The following is a 17,313-nucleotide window of genomic DNA, read 5'->3' as shown; positions in this document are numbered from 1 at the left end:
CATTTTGTCGTGCCACGGCGGTGCTCCGGCCATGACCGCGGCAGTGCCAAGAGGCCTCATCATCGCCGCGCCGCGGTCCGGCGCCGGCAAGACCACGGTCACGCTCGGGCTGCTGCGCGCGCTTGCGCGGCGCGGCACGGTCGTGCAGCCGTTCAAATGCGGCCCCGACTACATCGATCTCGCCTTTCACACGGTCGCGGCCCGACGGACGAGCTACAATCTCGATGGCTGGGCGATGTCGGCGCCGCAACTCATGGGGCTCGTCTCCGACGTGGCCGCCGATGCCGATGTCGCGATCGTCGAGGGCGTGATGGGCCTGTTCGACGGCGCGCCGCAGCCGGGGCGCGCGGGCAGGGGCTCGGCCGCGGATCTTGCGAGCCTCCTCGGTTGGCCGGTCGTGCTCGTGCTCGATGTCAGCGGGCAGACCGAAACGGCCGCGGCCGTCGCGCTCGGCTGCGCGCGGTTTCGCGACGATGTCCCCATCGCCGGCGTGATCCTCAATCGCGTCGCGAGCGCGCGGCACCGCGCGCTGATCGAGCCCGCGTTTGCGAGCATTGGCATCGGTGTGCTCGGCGCGCTGGGACGCGACGCGCAACTGACATTGCCGGAGCGGCATCTTGGCCTGGTCCAGGCGCAGGAGATCACGGCGATCGAGACCCATCTCGACCACCTTGCTGGCTGCATCTCTGCGTCCGTCGATCTGGATGCGGTCCTTGCATGCGCGCGTCCGATGCGTTCCGCCGCACCTGTTGCGCAGGCATCCCACTTCGGCATCAGGCCGCCGGCGCAGCGCGTCGCGCTGGCGTCAGACGCCGCATTCTCATTCAGTTATCCGCATCTGCTGCGGCACTGGCGCGCCGAGGGCGCCGACATCGTGCCGTTCTCGCCGTTGCACGATGAGGCGCCAGACCCTGCGGCCGGCGCGGTGTGGCTGCCGGGCGGCTATCCGGAACTCCATGCGGGTCGGTTAGCCTCCGCGCAGGTGTTTCTCGACGGCCTGCGCACGATGGCTGCGCGCGGCATCCCGATCCATGGCGAGTGCGGCGGCTACATGGTGCTGGGCAGCGGACTCGAGGATGCCCAGGGCGAGGGCCACGCGATGGCCGGATTGCTGGCGCTGGAAACATCGTTCGCCAAGCGCCGTCTGCACCTCGGCTATCGCCATGCGACGCTGCTGGCCGATGGCAGCCTCGGCCGGAAGGGTGACCGCGTCCATGGTCATGAGTTCCACTATGCGACGATCGTGAGCGAGGCCGACGATCCGCTGATCGACTGCCGCGACGCCTCCGGTCATGCCATCGCCGAGCGCGGCGCCCGGCGCGGATCGGTCACCGGATCGTTCCTGCACGTCCTGAGCGGCGAAGGCGCATGAGCGATCAAAAGCCTCGCCCTCCGCAGTTCGACGCCGCCTTCCGGCAGCGCTTTGCCGAACTGGTGCGCTGGCGTCGCGACGTGCGTCGTTTCCGTGACGAGCCGGTTCGCCCGGAACTGATCGACGAGCTGTTGGCGCTCGCAATCCATGCGCCATCCGTCGGCTTCTGCCAGCCCTGGCGTTTCGCGCTCGTCGAGAGCGCCGAGCGCCGCGCGGCGATCGCCGAGAATTTCAAGCGAACCAACCATGCCGCGCTTGCCGGCTATGACGGCGAGCGTCGGGCGCTCTATGCCGGACTGAAGCTGGAGGGACTCACCCGGGCGCCCGTGCATCTCGCCGTCTGCGCCGACGAGGACGCGGCGACAGGCCATCGTCTCGGCCGCGTCACGATGCCGGAAACGCTGCGCTACTCGGTCGTGGCGGCGATCCAGACGTTCTGGCTCGCGGCGCGCGCGGAAGGATTGGGCGTCGGCTGGGTCTCGATCCTCGATCCCGCCGCCGCCTGCCGGGAGCTCGAACTGCCATCCGGGTGGACGCTGATCGCTTATCTCTGCATCGGCTGGCCGCAGGAGGAGCATGACGATCCCGAACTGGAGCGGCATGGCTGGGAAACGCGGCTCGACCAGGCCGTGATCAAGCCGCTGCGGCGTTGATCAGGACGCCATCGCGAGCGCCGGCGCTTCCACGGTGACCGGCTCGGCGCAGGGCCATGCCGCGCCGGCCAGCTGAAACCGCATGCCGTGCAAAGTCACCGTGAGCGGAATGCCGCGGAAGTCGTCCCGGAAGGAGCGAATGCGGCGCTGCATCTCCGCAGGCTCGATGTCGGCGGGCATGTCGCACATCTCGGCATACATCCGCTTCGTGCTCTTGGTGCCGCTCCAGCTGATCGGGAGCGTCGGAAGCGGGCCGTTGTGGCAGGCGAGATCGCGTGACATCCGCCAGAACAGATAGGCGAGGCGAACGAACGTCATCTGCTCGAGGCCGCGGACATCGACGCCTGCCGGGATGTCGAACGTCTCGACACCGACGATCGCGCCGCAGTCGACGCGAGCTTCCATCACATGCGCGGTGGCACCGAAGCGCGCGGCTCCCTCGTACATCGCGAAATGGGCCGGCGCCCAGCCCGGATAGTCGGGCGGCGCCGGGTGGAAATTGTAGGCGCCGTGACCGAGCGCCTGAAGCATATCGGCAGGTACGATCACGCCGGTGGTGAAGGCGAGTAGGCGCGAACTGGCGAGCACGTTGCGCTCGACCGCTTGCAACTCTTCCAGGCTGACGGCGCAGCGGAACGACAGCGCCGGATTGTGCGCCTTGAGAAGCTCGGTCAGGGCAAGGTGCTGATCGCGGCTGCCGGTCAGGAGGATGATCGTGTCGAGCATGGTGCAAATCCCAAGTTGAGCTCAGCGCCCGGAGGCATCGATGTTGAGCGGCTGCCGCGGTGCGTCCGCAGCCGCAAGTTCGCGAAACAGGCTGGGAGCCAGCTCCTGCCCGGGCGCGACCTCGATCACCTTGTTGTCGGCGAGAAAGCCAGCTTCCCTGGCGATACGCACATCCTGCTGCCAAGGGCATAGCGAGAGCTCGAGGCGGGAGAAGCCGCCATTGTCGTCGCTGAATGCGCTCGTCAGCGCCTGGATGCTGGCCGCCGTCTCACGCGCGCTGCTGCCCTCGACATCGCGCAGGATGACGGTGACAGCCTTGTCGGAGTTCGTCGCGGCGCTGACGATCAGCTGCGACTCCATGGCGCCGGTGCGGCCGGCACGCCTCGGGGAGCGGACCATCGCGGCAAACCCGGGATCGGGGCCGAGATCGGCGGCCGAAGGCTTCAGGTTGTGGACGATCGTCGCGTTCCGTATTCCGGCTTCACCCGCGACGGCGTGGTAGGAGCGGGGCAGCCAGACCGTATCGAGCGCGATCTGGGATGTCACCGTGCTCCAGGTCTGATCGATCAGATAGCCGTCCCACACATCCGGATATGACGAAGCAATCTGCTGCCAGGCCGTCAGCATCGTCTCAGCCGCCATGGACCGACCGAAATACAGTGTGCGCGCCGACATCTCCCAGTCGTTCCACATGTGGGCCGCAAAATCGCAGCCGGTCAGAAGCGGAAGATCCGGACGCGCCTGAAACATCACGTCGGTCTCGACGTATAACACGGGCTCGCTGTAACGCCGCCACATCCGCGCGACGAAGTCGGCCTTGTCGGCGGCGGTCAGACGGTCACGGACATCGATCGCTTCGATGTCGAAGGCGAGCCCGAGCCGTTCGAGCGAACGTCGGAGATGATAGATGTGCAAGTCACCCACGGTCTTGGGATGACAGGACACGATACGCACCGTGCCGGTGATGGGCGAATCGTCGGGCAGGCGCCAGTCGAGTCCTCCCCACCACAGCTCGTGCGGGCCGTCGGCGGTTGCTCCGACGGAGCCGAACGCGGTCAGCTTCGACTTCAGGAAATCGAAGCCGGGATTTTCGCCAAACGGAATCACGACCGCGTCACGCGACGTCAGCGCGCCGTACAGCAACTCGGCGCCTGCGCCCGTCGGCGGATCGATGACGACGACGGTGCGTCCGCCGCCGGGGGCGGAGCAATCGTTCCATGGCACCAGCGGCCCGAACGCCCGTGACAGCCATTGCAGACGGCGTCCCTGCTGCGTGCCGAGCCTCACGCCGTGCGCATGCAAGGCATGCATCGGATCATCATCGATGGCGTTCGGGTCTCGTCGCGTCATACCGGGTCCTCCTGCACATTAGAACGGACCACGGCAGCCAATCAGGCGCACCGATCAAGCGGTCGTCGTGGCTCTGTGGCGACGCGTGTGGTTTCGATCATCGACACGGAAAACGCGCGTTTCGTTTCCGAATGTTACAGAGCGCTTAGCCGGACGCCGGAGCAGAGAGATCAACGTCGCGCCATCTGGCGCATGACTCAGGTCATGTCTTCCGATGCATGGCCTCGATTGACGGTGAAACGTTCGATTGCGCCGCAAATCAGCACAACGATCGGAATCGTTCGCATGAGGCCGCCAACTGCGATGAGCAGCCGCGGCGCGGATACGACACCAATCTGTAACATTTAGTAACACGCGCGCGCGATCGCAGCGTTCAACGCGTTGCGCGTCAACCGCTTCAAATTCACCGTAGCTAGTAACTACAACGTACGAGATCGCGAGATCAGGCGCGCGATGTCGTAAAAAATCGTCGCGAGATTCAGAATCTGCATCAGCAGCAACTGACAGCGGCGAAAAATGGGATAATTTCGTCGATGTGATTCGGAAAAAAATGCCGGGTGCATGAGCGCCTTGCGGGAATTCCAGCGTACACACAACCCGCTCGTCGTCTCTGCGTGCGGTGTGAACTTCGGGTGGTGTCAGTAAGCGTTGCAATTGTGTTTTCTGCTGAATTCGTCTTCCGGAATGAATCCCTGCCATGCCGACCAGCGGCTTTTCTTGCTCCGCCATCGCCCAGCGCGCTGCCTGCGTGCGGCAGAATTTGCCTGGCCCTAGGCAAAACATTCCATCTAAGCGTTTGAAAAATAACGAAAATAATCCGCCTGGATGGTTCGGCTATGGCGTTCAACGATCGGAAGCTGCATGCGAGTTGCGCATTCGGCGTTGCGGGGTGGAGATTCGGAAATGAGCTACGCGCTGGACGTCTGGGCACCCGCCGATGGCGTGTCTTCGAGTGAGCCGGCGCCGGATGTTGCGACGGTGCCGTGGAGCGAGTCGGTTGCGACCGTTCCGGAGTGCGAGCCCGCCGCGGAGCAGGCCGCCATCTTCGACGAGGACAAGGATCTGCTCGACCGGCTGGCTACGGGAGAGGAGCTCGCATTCCGTCTCCTGGTCGAACGTCACATCGACCGCGCCTATGCCATTGCGTTGCGCATCGTCGGGAATGCCGCCGACGCGGAGGACGTCGTGCAGGACACGATGTTGAAGGTGTGGACCCATCGCGGGCGCTGGCAACACGGTCGCGCGAAGTTTTCCACGTGGCTCTATCGCGTCGTCAGCAACCGCTGCATCGATCTTCGCCGCAAGCCGCGAACCGAGAACGTCGACGTCGTTCCCGAGGTCGCTGACGGCAAGCCGGATGCGGTGAGCGTGATCGAGCGTGCCGAGGTGAGCGACCTTCTCGAGGCGGCGATGCAGCGTCTCCCGGAACAGCAGCGTATCGCCGTGATCCTGTCCTACCATGAGAACATGAGTAACGGCGAGATCGCCGACGTGATGGACACGACGGTGGCCGCGGTGGAGTCGCTGTTGAAGCGCGGGCGTCAGCAGCTGCGCGACATGTTGCGCCGGCACGAGCGCGACATCCGCGGCGCCTTTACCGATTGCTAACCATAAAATTCCCGCGCAAGAGAAATCCCGCCCGGTTCCCGAGGGTATTCCCGTTTGATCGATCAGACGGGGCTGATCCGCACCGTCAGTCCTTCCACGATGCGGCGTGTTTTGCCGATCACTCAGGAGTCCTCACCGTGCCCTCGATTTCAACCAACATCGCCGCCAACTCCGCCGTCCGTTACCTGAACATCAACTCCAACCAGGAAACGAGCTCGCTCGCCAAGCTGGCCAGCGGTTCGCGCATCACCTCGGCCTCCGACGACGCCGCCGGCCTCGCGATCTCGACCCGGATTTCCTCGGACGTCACCACGCTGCAGCAGGCAGCGACCAACACCGCGCAGGCGACGTCGATCCTGCAGACCGCCGACGGCGGCGCCTCCAACATCAGCGACATCCTGGCGCGCATGAAGTCGTTGGCCACGCAGTCGGCGTCGGGCACGACTGTCGGCACCAGCCGCACCTACATCCAGTCGGAATTCTCGCAGCTGATCAGCCAAATCGACTCGATCGCGAAGGGCACCCGCTATAGCGGCCAGAGCCTGCTCGACGGCACCAGCACCTTCACGACCGGTGTGGCGGTCATGGTCGGCTCGTCCGCCAGCGATACGATCAACATCAAGCTGGACAGCCTCACCTCGACTGCACTCGCGGTTTCCGCGCTCGACGTCAGCACCGACACCGGTGCGACCACGGCCCTGGCTGCCCTGGATACGGCAATCGACACGGTGTCGAAGACCCGCGCCGACATCGGCGCGCAGGAGTCGCGCTTCAACTTCTCGTCCGACTCGATCTCGACCCAGACACAGAACCTGCAGTCCGCGAATTCGGCGATCAAGGACGTGGATATCGCCTCGGAGCAGGCGAAGCTGTCCTCGGCCCAGGTGAAGATGCAGGCCGCGGTGTCGGCCGAAGCCGCCGCGAACCAGATTCCGCAGTACCTCCTGAAGCTGCTGGGCTGAGACCTGATCCGCCGGACCGGCGCCGTGCCGGTCCGGCTCTTTAGTCGGAGGATGACGACGAATGACCGTGAGCAGCACAACCTCGAGCACGAGCAGTACGTCGTCATCGTCTTCGACCAGTTCGCTCACGACGTCGGGGACGAGCACGACGAGCTCGATTGATTGGACGGCGCTGATCAACGCGGCGGTGAATGCCAAGCTCACCCAGGCGACTCAGATCTCCACCAAGATCACGGCCAACGAGGCCAAGATCACGGCCTACGAGACGCTGCAGACGGCGCTGGAGACGCTTTCGTCCGGATTGTCGTCACTAGCAACATCGATGGTGAACTCGCTCGCGACCAACGTCTTTGCGACGCGGGCGGCCACGATCAGTGCGACGGGCGACGTCAGCGCCTCGTCCGCTTTGTCGATGTCGGTGAACAACGGTGCGGCGACCGGAAGCCACACGCTGACGATCAGCCAGATCGCTACCGCGCACAAGGTGACGGGAACGGCGCAGTCGAGCCAGACCACTGCGCTCGGCTATTCCGGCACGTTCTCGCTCGGGCTGTCCGGCGGAAGCACGTCCGACATCACGATCACCAGCGACATGTCGCTGCAAGACGTCGTCGACACGATCAACGCCCAGACCTCTACGACGAATGTCGAGGCCTCGATCGTGCAGGTGTCGAGCGGGTCCTATCAACTGGTGCTGACGGGGACGCAGGACGCGGCCGACATCACCTATTCCAGCTCATCTGGCGACGACATCCTCAACAAGCTCGGGATGACCGACAGCTCGGGCGCGTTCGCCACGGTGCTGCAGACCGCGCAGCCGGCGATCTTCACGCTCGATGGGATCAGCCTAAGCCGCAACACCAACGACGTCACCGACGTTCTCAGCGGTGTCACTTTCAATCTCTTGCAGGCGACGCCGTCCGGTACGACGCTGACCATCGACATCGGTACCGACACGAGCCAGATTGCATCGGCGCTGCAGACCTTCGTCACCAACTACAACGCCTTTCGCGACGCCGTGCTCACGCAGCAGACGACCAACTCCGACGGCACGGCTTCGTCCAGCTCGGTGCTGTTCGGCGACGGCACCATGCGTGACATCATGAATTCGCTCCAGGCCGTGCTTGGAACTTCCGTCGGCGGGCTGACGATGGCGGATATCGGCCTGTCGTTCAACGAGAAGAATGAGCTCGAACTCGATACGGGGACGCTGTCGACGATTCTCAGCACCAATCTGAGCGGCGTGACGGCACTGCTCTCGGCCCAGACCAAGACGTCGTCCAGCCAGCTTAGCGTCGTCAACACCGGAACGTCGCCACAATCCTTCACCCTGGACCTGACCGTGGATTCGTCGGGCAGCCTGACGGCGGCCTCAGTCGGCGGCGACAGCTCGCTGTTCACCATCAGTGGCAACACCATCGTTGGCAATTCCGGCACGATCTATGCGGGCATGGCGTTCACCTATACCGGATCGACCTCGCAATCGATCACGGTGACTTCGACGCAGGGTCTTGCGACCCAGATCTACCAGATCGCGAAGAACGCTTCGTCAAGCACCGGATCGCTGCAGACGATGATCGACAGTCTGACGTCTCAGGACGAGACGATGCAGGCCAAGGTCAACGACATCGAAAGCGCTGCCGCGACCTTCAAGACCCAGCTGACGGCGCAATACGCCAAATACCAGGCCGCCATCGAGAGCGCCAACAACATGCTGGATTATCTCAAGGCCCTTCTCAATTCGAATTCGAGTAACTGATGACCCAGAGTTCAATGGCCCACATCGCAAATCAGGCTTATCGCGGCGCGGCGGTGGCGGTTCCCCCACTGCGTGCGGTCGTCATGCTGCTCAACGGAGCCGTGAGCTATCTGCAGAAATCGCTGCAGGCGCAGGAGGCGCGCCGCTTCGAGGAGGGGCATGCGCATCTGACCCGGGCCACTGCCATCCTGCGCGGGTTGAGCCTGCACCTCGATCCGATCCGCGGCGGGGTGGTCGCCGATCAGTTGTTCACGACCTACAACGCCCTGATCGTGGCGGCGCTGCGTTCCTACGGCCGGCCCCACATGCGCGAGAATTTTCAGCGGATCACCAACAGTCTGCTCGAGTTGCGCGACGCGTGGGATGCCGCCGACGCGGCCACACGGGTGGCGCGATTGGCCGGTGATTCGGGCAGCCGACGGTAGCTATCGGCGAATCACCCCGCTTCCGCATCTTGGAAATGTACGGAAACGATGGGAAACGGACCGCATTGGCTCGACCTGCGGTATCCGGTGCATCCCTGCGGGCACATGGCTCCCGGAATTTACGGGTTTTGGGGCCCTGGACGGCGGTCGGACGTCACAACGGGCCGATATCAATTTCGTTCGTGGCTTGAATGCTTTATGACGGTCCGCGGAACGCTGGATCGGGCGGACGATGGACGTCAGGGAATTCGAGGATCTGATCGACCGGCTGGGAGAGAACATCTCCCAGTGGCCCGTCGAGCAACGTCAGGCAGCGGCTGATCTGCTCGCATCCTCCCCTGACGCCGACAGATTGCTGTCGGAGGCTCGCCTGGTTCGGCAGGCGCTGTCGGCGCCGCCGGTTCGTGCACCCGCGGGCCTTGCCGCCCGGATTCTGGCCGCGGCCGACCGATTGACGCCGGAAGAGGCCGCCGCCGGCTCGGCGGATGCGCGCCGGCCCGGCTGACGGCTACCCGGCTGAGTTTCGGTGGCACGCTGGAACCAGCGCGCCGCCGCACCCTTCCCCCAAAGTTGATCACGTGTGCGGCATGAGGCTGTCGTGCTCAGAAGCTGCGGCCGCTGAAGCGCGTCGACCGATCTGCGGCGACGTGCGCTCCGAGCCGCTGTAAGCCGGCTGCATCATCCCCAATGACCAGTCCGGTTGCGTCCTACCAACCGGTGGTGACGTCCGCGCCCGTCGAGCAGGCGCCGCAACTTCCACCAGGCGATTTTTGCCGCCTCTGCCTAACGGCGCGGCGGCAAATTCTGCCGTAGGATCAACTAATTCGCCCAACTAATTGTGCGCCTGGATTCGGCGCGCCGGCCGTTTGATCTGCAAACGCCTTCACGACCCCGCGGTCGTGCTGTGTCCCGCCGCCGTCTGCGGTGAGAGCCGGAGTTCTGCCATGACCGTTTCCGCGACGAGTTCCTCGACCACAACCACTTCATCGACCTCGTCCTCCAGTGACTCGCGCACGACGCTGAGTTCGACCGATTTTCTCAAGCTCCTGGTGAGCGAGCTGCAGAACCAGGATCCGCTCAACGCGACGAGCGTGACCGACTTCGTCAACCAGATGACGTCGTATGCCAACTACACCTCGCAGCAGTCGCTCAATAGCAGCATGACGTCACTTGCCGGCTCGTTCTCGAGCCTGGTGACGCTGAACTCCGTCAACTACATCGGCCACACGGTCGAAGCCAAGACCGACACCGCCGTTCTGTCCAACGGTTCGGCGACGTTCGGCTATTCGCTTTCATCGGCCGCCTCGAACGTCTCGATCTCGATCAAGGACTCCTCCGGGAGCACGGTCTGGACCGGCACCGGCACCGGCAATAGCGGCTCCAATTCGATCACCTGGGACGGCAAGGATTCGAGCGGCAATCAGCTCACCGACGGCGGTCAGTACACGATCTCCGTCACTGCGACGGACTCGGCCGGAAATTCGGTTCTCAACTACACGACGATCACCGGGGTCGTGACCGGAATCGACACCTCGACCAGCACGCCCTCGCTCACCGTCGGTGGCGTGCCGGTCAGCGCCAGCAACATCATCGGCGTCACCTCCTGACCGCAGCATTCGGAGTAAAATCATGAGTCTTTCTGGAGCCCTGTCATCGGCCATCTCGGCGCTCAACGCGCAGAGCTCGTCGCTTGCCATGATCAGCGACAACATCTCCAACGCCGATACGACCGGATACAAGACCACGTCCGGACTGTTCGAGCAGCTGGTGACGGCATCGAGCAGCTCGAAGGCCTATTCCTCCGGCGGCGTGTCGGTGTCCGGCCGCTCCAACATCACCCAGCAGGGGCTGTTGTCGGCCACGACCAACGCGACTGACGTCGCAATCCAGGGCTCGGGTTTCTTCGTCACCACCAACTCGACCTCGGCGGGAGGCGAGATCTTCTATACGCGCAATGGCGCGTTCACGACGGACAATGCCGGCTACCTCGAGAACAACGGCTATTACCTCGAGGGCTGGCGGACCGATGCGAGCGGCAACGTGGTCGGCAACGGTCTCGAGCCGGTGAACACCAAAATTGCCCTGACCAATGGCGGGGCGACCACCGAGACGTCGCTTGCCGCCAACCTGCCGGCCGACGCGGCCAGCGGCGACACGTTCAGCAGCTCGATGACGGTGTACGATTCGCTCGGGCAGGCGCACACGCTCAACGTCAACTGGACCAAGGGCGCGACGGCGAACGAGTGGACGGCCGATTTCGCGCCGGCCACGAGCACCGACGGCACGGTGACCAGCGGCACCTACACGATCAATTTCAACTCGGACGGCTCGCTCAACACGGTCTCCTCGACCAATCTCGGCATCACCTGGAACAATGGCGCGGCGGCCAGCTCGATCGCGCTCAGCTTCGGCACCACCGGCGGCGGTACCGATGGTCTGACCCAGAAGGCATCGGGCAGCACGACACCGAGCGTTTCCAATTTCAGCGCCAATTCCGACGGAGTGTCGTTCGGCACGCTGAGCAGCATTTCGGTCGGCAAGAACGGGCTCGTCGAGGCGACCTATTCCAACGGCCAGACGGTTCCGATCTACAAGCTCGCGGTGGCCACTTTCGCCGATCCGAACGGTCTCGTGGCGCATAGCGGGGGCATGTACACGGCCACGGCGACGTCTGGCAATGCGACGCTGCAGGCGTCGGGCGAGAATGGCGCGGGAACTATTTACGGCAGCGAGTTGGAGTCCAGCACGACCGATACCACCGGACAGTTCAGCAACATGATCTCGGCTCAGCAGGCGTATTCGGCTGCCTCGCAGGTGATCTCGGCGGTGAACAAGATGTACGACACTCTGATCTCGTCGATGAGATGAACATGGCCGACCTGAAGAACGATCGGCTGGGCGAGGGTGAGGCGCTGTTGAAGAAGCTGCGGCGGCTGAAGCTGCGCGCCGCGGCTGCCGGCAAGGACGATCGCGCGCAGCTCTTGGCCCTGATGGACGACATCGAAACGGTCCGACGCAAGCTCCTGCGAGAATGCGCGTTGCTCGACGAGGAGTTCAAGGTGGCGGCCGTCCGCGTGACCGCGTTGAACACCTACGCGAAAGTCGCGCAGACGAGCCGTCGACCGCCGCGTGAACATTGAAATTGGGAGCGACAGCATGAAACACGTCATCCAGGCCGAGCAGCGGCCCGCAAGCGAGGAAGAGGTGCGTACCTTGATCGCCCTCATCGACGAACTGATCGGAGTGGTGTCGGAGGAAAATGCAGAGCTTGCCAAGGGCCTGCCGGCCTCGCGCTCCAAACAGCTCGACGACAAGAACCGGCTGGCCGGCATGTTCGAGCAGCGTGTTGCCGAATGCGCCCGGCGGACGGCGAGCCTCGACGTGCGAGACCGCGTCCTGCGCGAGCAACTGATGGAGCACATTCTCAATCTGCGCAGTGCAATGGACGAGAACCTGGTGCGCCTGCGGGCGGCGATCGAGGCGAGCAACCGCCGCATCGAAGCCGTCATGCAGGCAATCCGCGAGCAGATCGCCAGCGCTTCGCCCTATGGGGCCAGCGGGCGCCGTAACGCGCCTGCGACCTCTTGTGGAACCAATGTCCAGGCGTGATGGCCAGCCAGCAGCGGGAGTAGGTCGATGTCGCTCGATATAGCACGGCTGGTTGCCTTCAGCGGCATCTCCGCCACTGAGTTGCAGATCAGCGTGGCGTCGTCGAACATCTCGAACGCCGATACGGCAGGCTACACCCGGAAGTCGGCCAACCAGGTCACTAACGTCACGGGCGGGGTCGGCACCGGGGTCTCGATCACCGGCATTTCGAGCAATGTCGACAAGCTGCTGCTGAAGTCCTTGATCGGCGCCAATTCCGAGCTTGGCGCTGCCGACACCACGAACAGCTACCTGACGCAGCTGCAGCAGTTGTTCGGCAGCGCCTCGACCTCCGGCACTTCGACCACCGGAACGTCGCTGGCCAACTCGCTGGCGTCGCTGGAGTCGGCGCTGTCCTCGTTGGCGAGCTCGCCCGGCAGCGTCTCGCTGCAATCGGCCGCCGTCAGCGCGCTCGACGATTTTGCGAGCCAGCTGCGCAGCACCTCCAGCGGGGTGCAGACGTTGCGCGGCAACGCCGACAAGGACATCGCGTCGTCGGTCAAGAGCGTGAACGACGATCTGCAGCAGATCGCGGACCTCAACGTCGAAATCCGCAAGATGGCCGCCGCCGGCCAGTCGACCGCCGACCTCGAGGACCAGCGCAATACGGCGTTGCAGGATCTGTCCTCCTACATGAACGTCAGCTACTACACGGCGTCGAACGGGGACCTTCAAGTCTACACCTCGTCGGGCAGGGCGCTGGTCGACAGCTCTGCCCATACTATCAGCTACACCGCTTCGGCGAACGTTTCGTCGTCGACCAGCTATGCGTCGGGCGGCTTCAGCGGCATCATGGTCGACGGCGTGGACGTGACGTCCCAGATCACGTCCGGCAAGATCGGCTCGCTGATCACGCTGCGCGACGACACGCTGCCGGCGACCCAGGCCCAGCTCGATCAGTTGGCCTCGCAACTGAAATCGGCCCTCAACGAGGTCACGAATGGCGCGTCGGCGGTACCGCCGCCGACCAGCCTGACGGGAACAACCAGCGTCAGCGGCACGACGGCGCTGTCGGCGTCGGGCACGGTCCGGATCGCAGTGGCGGACCAGAGCGGCAATCTCGTCTCGTACCAGGATCTCGATCTGTCGTCCTACGCCACCGTGGGCGACCTGGTCACCGCGCTCAACGGCATCTCCGGAGTGTCCGCGGCGATCGATTCCAGCGGACATCTGTCGATCAGCGCGACGTCGTCGTCGAACGGCATCGCGATCAACGACATGACCAGCTCCGTCGGCGGCAGCGGCTTCTCCGATTATTTCGGCATGAATGATCTCGTCACGGGAACGAGCGCCGCCGACTTCGCCGTCAACAGCAGCATTCTCAGCGGCGCTTCCGGTCTGCCGACCGGGACGCTCGACGGCTCGTCGACCTTGACGGCCGGCAGCCAGGTGCTGACGTCCGGCTCGGCGACGGTGATCAACGCGCTTTATACCAAGCTGACCGGTTCGACGAGCTTCGCGTCGGCCGGAGGCCTGAGCGCGACGACCGGGTCGTTCGCCAACTATGCCGCCTCGATCGTCGCCAACGTCGCCAGCAAGGCCTCGCAGGCCTCGAGCGCCTACACCGCGAAATCCACCGCCCAGTCGACCTATGCCAACTCGCTGTCGTCGCAATCGGGCGTCAATATCGATGAGGAAACGGCACGGGTGAGCTCGCTGCAGAACAAATACGCAGCCGCCTCGCAGCTGATCTCTGTCGTCAACAGCATGTTCTCGTCGCTGCTCAGCGCTGTGCAGTCGAACTAGCCCGGAGCCGGAATCATGATGCGCATCGCGACCTTCGCGAATTCGGACCAGATGATCACGAGCTCGCTGCGGACGCAGGCCACGATGGCGACTCTCCAGGTGCAGGAAGCCTCGGGGCTGAAATCCGGCTATCTCGCCGACTATGGCGCCGACACCCAGCACGTGGTCAATCTGCAGGTTTCGGTCACGCGGTCGCAATCCTATATCGATGCGGCGACCTTGGCGGACAGCAAGGTGCAGGTCATGTATTCGGCGGTCGGGCAGGTCTCCGACATCGTGACCTCGTTGCGCTCCGCCCTGAGCGCAGCGAGTTCCAGCAGCAGCACGGCAACTGCATCCGCCATCAGCTCCGCGCAGCAATTGCTGCAGCAGATGGCCGGTGTTCTGAACACGCAATATGATGGGCAATATCTGTTCGGCGGGGCGCGGACGTCGACCGCAGCGGTGGACACCTCGACCTTTGCGACCGGGGCGGGATCGCTGACCACGGTCGACACCAGCTACTATCGAGGTGATAGCGAACTCGCCTCGGTCCGGGTGTCCGACGCTCAATCCGTCACTTACGGCGTGACGGCGGACGACTCCGCCTTCGAGAAGGTGATGCGCGTCCTGAAATACGTCGCCAACAGTTCGACGCTGTCGGGGAGCGACATCACGTCTGCCCTGGCGGTCGCCGACGCGGCCGTGGACGATGTCGCCACGGTGCAGGCCAAGATCTCCAATGCCGCTTCGCGGATCGAGAGCGCGAAGTCGCAGCAGACAGAATACAAGAGCTATGCCGAGAGTCTCGCCACCGACCTGACCAGCGTGGACGTCGCGGCCGTCACCGCCCAGCTGTCGACCTACCAGGCGCAACTCACCGCGTCCTACACGGCCATTTCCAAGATCCAGAGCCTCAACCTCGCGAGCTATCTGCGATAGCGGTCAGTGCGCTCTCAGCAAGGAAAATGCTCGAGGCATCGTCGTGCGGCCGTGAGTAATTCAGAATCGATCTGGTGCCGACGCGACGCAGGCGCAAGAGGTTTTGCCGCTTGCGCCCGCTTTTTAATGCAATGTGGGGCCAGCCGACGCGGCTGGCTGGACGCGGAGCTACCAGTGACGCGCCCGGATCACACCATGGCCGTGCCGATGCCCGAAATGATTGCCATGCCAACCATGGCCACCGCGCCAGCCGGGACCGCGATAGTAGCCATAGCTGTGCCGCCAGGGGCGGGGGCCGATATAGCCATAGCTGCGATAGACGCGGCGCGGCGCATAACCGTAGCCATAGCCGCCATAATACGGCCGGTAGGTGGCGACCGGGTAATAGCCACCGTAGCCATAGTAGGGTGAACCGGCATAGCCATAGCCGCCGTAGTAGGACGGATAGGCTCTGTAGCCGCCGTAATAGCCGGGCGCTGCAATGGCCGATCCGATCACCGCGCCGGCCAGAAGACCCGCGCCGATCGCGGCTCCGCCGCCCCAGCCGCCGTGCCAACCGCCATACCGGACCTGAACCGTGTGTTGGTCTTCAGCGGCAGGCTTCGCTGACGCCGACAGCGCTGTCAGCGGCGCCGCGCTTGCCCATTGCAGCGATGACAACGATATCACCCCCGCAATCGCGAGGGTGGCGGCGGCTTTGAAATGTCCCATGATGATGATGGTCTCCGGTTGGGATTGAGGCTTCGTCAACGGGCCTCGGCACGCTTCGTTGCAATGGTTCCGAGGACCGATTGTCGCGCTCATGTCTTTCAGACGACGGCCGGTGCCGGCTGGCACCGGCCTGGTCGCGACTATGGGCAGGCGTGGCGGCGGCCGTCATTGCCGAGATAGGTTCCGGAGCCCGGGTCGTAAGACCGAAAGCGCTGGGCGCAATAGGCCTGCGCATTGGCGGCCTCGGCGCGGCTGTTGGCGATTGCGCCGCCGATGATCGCGCCGGCCGCGAGGCCGCCGAGGGCGGCTGCGCCCGCACCGTAGTGGCGGCCGTGATGCGGACCGTAGCGGTGACCATGATAACCGTGGCGGTGGCCGTAATAGCCGCGGGGACCGTGGCGGTACTGGACCTGTTGCAGCTCGGTTCCGGCTTGCGCGCCGACGGCGGCCTGCGTCGCCAGCAGCGGCGCTGCGGCCAGGGGCGTGGCTGCCGCGAGCGACATTGTGCCGATGGTCGCGACCGTCAAAAGTTTGCGCAGATTCATCCGCGTGCTCCTGTGCTGTTTGTTGGCGCGGGAGCAACGGTCCGGGCTTGCACCACGTTCCCCGTCGTTGCGGGCGGCACAAGGTCGCGGCCTCGCAGATCGACTACGCGATCAGCGCATCGAGCAGCGCGTCGGGACACTCCGCCATCATCGTGTGACCCGCGCCCGGCAGCACGATCGTGCGCGATTGCGGGATCGCAGCGGCGAGCGCCTTTCCGGACTTCACCGGCGTCATCAAGTCCTTCTCGCCGAGGATCAGTTTGGTCGGCACCTGGATGCTGCCAGCAGACGCCAGCGCGTCCTGATAGTTGTTGCAGGCGGCGAGATCGTTGAACAGCACGCCGGGCGCGCAGCGCTTCAGCGTCGCCTGCGCGCCGCCATGCATCCACAGGCCCGGCGCACGGCTGCCGCCGAGCTCGGCGGCAAAGCCGAGGCCCCAGATCGACACCATGTCGATCGCGGCGTGATCGTTGGTTTCCGCCGCCTTCAGGAGATCCGGCCCGACAGTCATCGTCGCCGCGGTGCCGATCAGGCTGAGCGCGGATACGCGATCGGGATGCCGCGCGGCAGCGTCGAGCGCGATCAGCGAGCCCATCGAATGACCGATCAGATGCGCGGGCTTTGCCTTCGCGGCCTGCAAAAGCGCGATGGTCCAGTCGGCCATCGCGGCGATGGTCGGCAGCGCAGGTCCGGCCGAGCGGCCATGGCCCGGCAGGTCGGGCGCCAACACCGCAAAGCCGTGATGCGCGAACCAGCGGCTGTGCAGCGCCCAGACCGAATGGTCAAAGCCCGCGCCATGCACGAAGACGATGGCGGGGAGAGACGAATCGAAGTCGCGGCCGCCGGTGGCGGCGAAGACGTCACGATCGTTGATCGACAGCTGCATC

At 64.5% G+C, this 17,313-nt stretch carries 18 protein-coding genes; 13 read left to right on the top strand and 5 right to left on the bottom strand.

Annotation, left to right across the window (positions count from 1 at the left end; genetic code table 11):
* Nucleotides 1-31 precede the first annotated feature (31 nt).
* Together ACQR1B_RS13295 and bluB are read left to right on the top strand one after the other, a co-directional pair.
* Complete coding sequence (locus ACQR1B_RS13295; RefSeq protein ID WP_434831664.1) at nt 32-1,372, top strand: cobyrinate a,c-diamide synthase; 1,341 nt, start codon at nt 32-34, stop codon at nt 1,370-1,372.
* Nucleotides 1,369-2,025 (top strand): 5,6-dimethylbenzimidazole synthase, encoded by a 657-nt coding sequence (bluB, locus tag ACQR1B_RS13290; RefSeq protein ID WP_434831665.1) that lies wholly within the window; start codon nt 1,369-1,371, stop codon nt 2,023-2,025. Before ACQR1B_RS13295 ends, bluB begins: the two co-directional genes overlap by 4 nt.
* Here the strand turns inward: bluB and ACQR1B_RS13285 are convergent, their stop codons facing one another.
* Together ACQR1B_RS13285 and ACQR1B_RS13280 are read right to left on the bottom strand one after the other, a co-directional pair.
* Nucleotides 2,026-2,751 carry a formyltransferase family protein gene (locus ACQR1B_RS13285; protein ID WP_434831666.1) on the bottom strand — a complete coding sequence of 242 codons (726 nt, stop codon included), beginning with the start codon at nt 2,749-2,751 and terminating at the stop codon, nt 2,026-2,028.
* Between the two features lie 21 nt (nt 2,752-2,772).
* On the bottom strand, nt 2,773-4,101 hold the full coding sequence (locus tag ACQR1B_RS13280; RefSeq protein ID WP_434831667.1) for a hypothetical protein: 1,329 nt from the start codon (nt 4,099-4,101) through the stop codon (nt 2,773-2,775).
* A 903-nt stretch (nt 4,102-5,004) separates the two neighbouring features.
* Here ACQR1B_RS13280 and ACQR1B_RS13275 point away from each other — a divergent pair.
* The 11 genes from ACQR1B_RS13275 to ACQR1B_RS13225 all read left to right on the top strand — a co-directional run bounded on the left by ACQR1B_RS13275 (nt 5,005) and on the right by ACQR1B_RS13225 (nt 15,170).
* Nucleotides 5,005-5,709: an RNA polymerase sigma factor gene (locus ACQR1B_RS13275; protein WP_434831668.1), complete on the top strand. Its 705-nt coding sequence runs from the start codon at nt 5,005-5,007 to the stop codon at nt 5,707-5,709.
* 137 nt (nt 5,710-5,846) lie between these two features.
* Nucleotides 5,847-6,671, top strand: a complete 825-nt coding sequence (locus ACQR1B_RS13270) for a flagellin (protein WP_434831669.1) — start codon at nt 5,847-5,849, stop codon at nt 6,669-6,671.
* Nucleotides 6,672-6,858: 187 nt separating this feature from the next.
* Nucleotides 6,859-8,430 (top strand): flagellar filament capping protein FliD, encoded by a 1,572-nt coding sequence (fliD, locus tag ACQR1B_RS13265; protein ID WP_434831670.1) that lies wholly within the window; start codon nt 6,859-6,861, stop codon nt 8,428-8,430.
* On the top strand, nt 8,430-8,855 hold the full coding sequence (gene fliS, locus ACQR1B_RS13260) for a flagellar export chaperone FliS (protein WP_434831671.1): 426 nt from the start codon (nt 8,430-8,432) through the stop codon (nt 8,853-8,855). Before fliD ends, fliS begins: the two co-directional genes overlap by 1 nt.
* A gap of 232 nt (nt 8,856-9,087) precedes the next feature.
* Nucleotides 9,088-9,360 (top strand): hypothetical protein, encoded by a 273-nt coding sequence (locus ACQR1B_RS13255; RefSeq protein ID WP_434831672.1) that lies wholly within the window; start codon nt 9,088-9,090, stop codon nt 9,358-9,360.
* Between the two features lie 439 nt (nt 9,361-9,799).
* Entirely contained in the window at nt 9,800-10,462 is a 663-nt protein-coding gene (locus ACQR1B_RS13250; RefSeq protein ID WP_434831673.1) for a flagellar hook assembly protein FlgD, read from the top strand.
* Between the two features lie 22 nt (nt 10,463-10,484).
* Nucleotides 10,485-11,723, top strand: a complete 1,239-nt coding sequence (gene flgE / locus ACQR1B_RS13245; RefSeq protein ID WP_434831674.1) for a flagellar hook protein FlgE — start codon at nt 10,485-10,487, stop codon at nt 11,721-11,723.
* 2 nt (nt 11,724-11,725) lie between these two features.
* Nucleotides 11,726-11,995: a hypothetical protein gene (locus ACQR1B_RS13240; protein ID WP_434831675.1), complete on the top strand. Its 270-nt coding sequence runs from the start codon at nt 11,726-11,728 to the stop codon at nt 11,993-11,995.
* A gap of 16 nt (nt 11,996-12,011) precedes the next feature.
* Entirely contained in the window at nt 12,012-12,464 is a 453-nt protein-coding gene (locus ACQR1B_RS13235; protein ID WP_434831676.1) for a flagellar protein FlgN, read from the top strand.
* A 27-nt stretch (nt 12,465-12,491) separates the two neighbouring features.
* The gene (flgK, locus tag ACQR1B_RS13230; protein ID WP_434831677.1) at nt 12,492-14,249 is read left to right on the top strand and encodes a flagellar hook-associated protein FlgK; all 1,758 of its coding nucleotides are present in this window, start codon (nt 12,492-12,494) and stop codon (nt 14,247-14,249) included.
* 12 nt (nt 14,250-14,261) lie between these two features.
* Complete coding sequence (locus ACQR1B_RS13225) at nt 14,262-15,170, top strand: flagellin (RefSeq protein WP_434831969.1); 909 nt, start codon at nt 14,262-14,264, stop codon at nt 15,168-15,170.
* Nucleotides 15,171-15,338: 168 nt separating this feature from the next.
* Here ACQR1B_RS13225 and ACQR1B_RS13220 read toward each other — a convergent pair whose 3' ends face one another.
* From ACQR1B_RS13220 to ACQR1B_RS13210, 3 genes are all read right to left on the bottom strand, one after another.
* The gene (locus ACQR1B_RS13220; protein WP_434831678.1) at nt 15,339-15,881 is read right to left on the bottom strand and encodes a hypothetical protein; all 543 of its coding nucleotides are present in this window, start codon (nt 15,879-15,881) and stop codon (nt 15,339-15,341) included.
* A 140-nt stretch (nt 15,882-16,021) separates the two neighbouring features.
* Nucleotides 16,022-16,426, bottom strand: a complete 405-nt coding sequence (locus ACQR1B_RS13215; RefSeq protein WP_434831679.1) for a BA14K family protein — start codon at nt 16,424-16,426, stop codon at nt 16,022-16,024.
* Between the two features lie 103 nt (nt 16,427-16,529).
* Complete coding sequence (locus ACQR1B_RS13210; protein WP_434831680.1) at nt 16,530-17,312, bottom strand: alpha/beta fold hydrolase; 783 nt, start codon at nt 17,310-17,312, stop codon at nt 16,530-16,532.
* Between the last annotated feature and the right edge of the window lies 1 nt (nt 17,313).

Origin of the sequence: Bradyrhizobium oligotrophicum (assembly GCF_051168495.1) — a bacterium.
Lineage (GTDB): Bacteria > Pseudomonadota > Alphaproteobacteria > Rhizobiales > Xanthobacteraceae > Bradyrhizobium > Bradyrhizobium oligotrophicum_A.
This window is presented reverse-complemented; position numbering and strand designations above follow the sequence as displayed.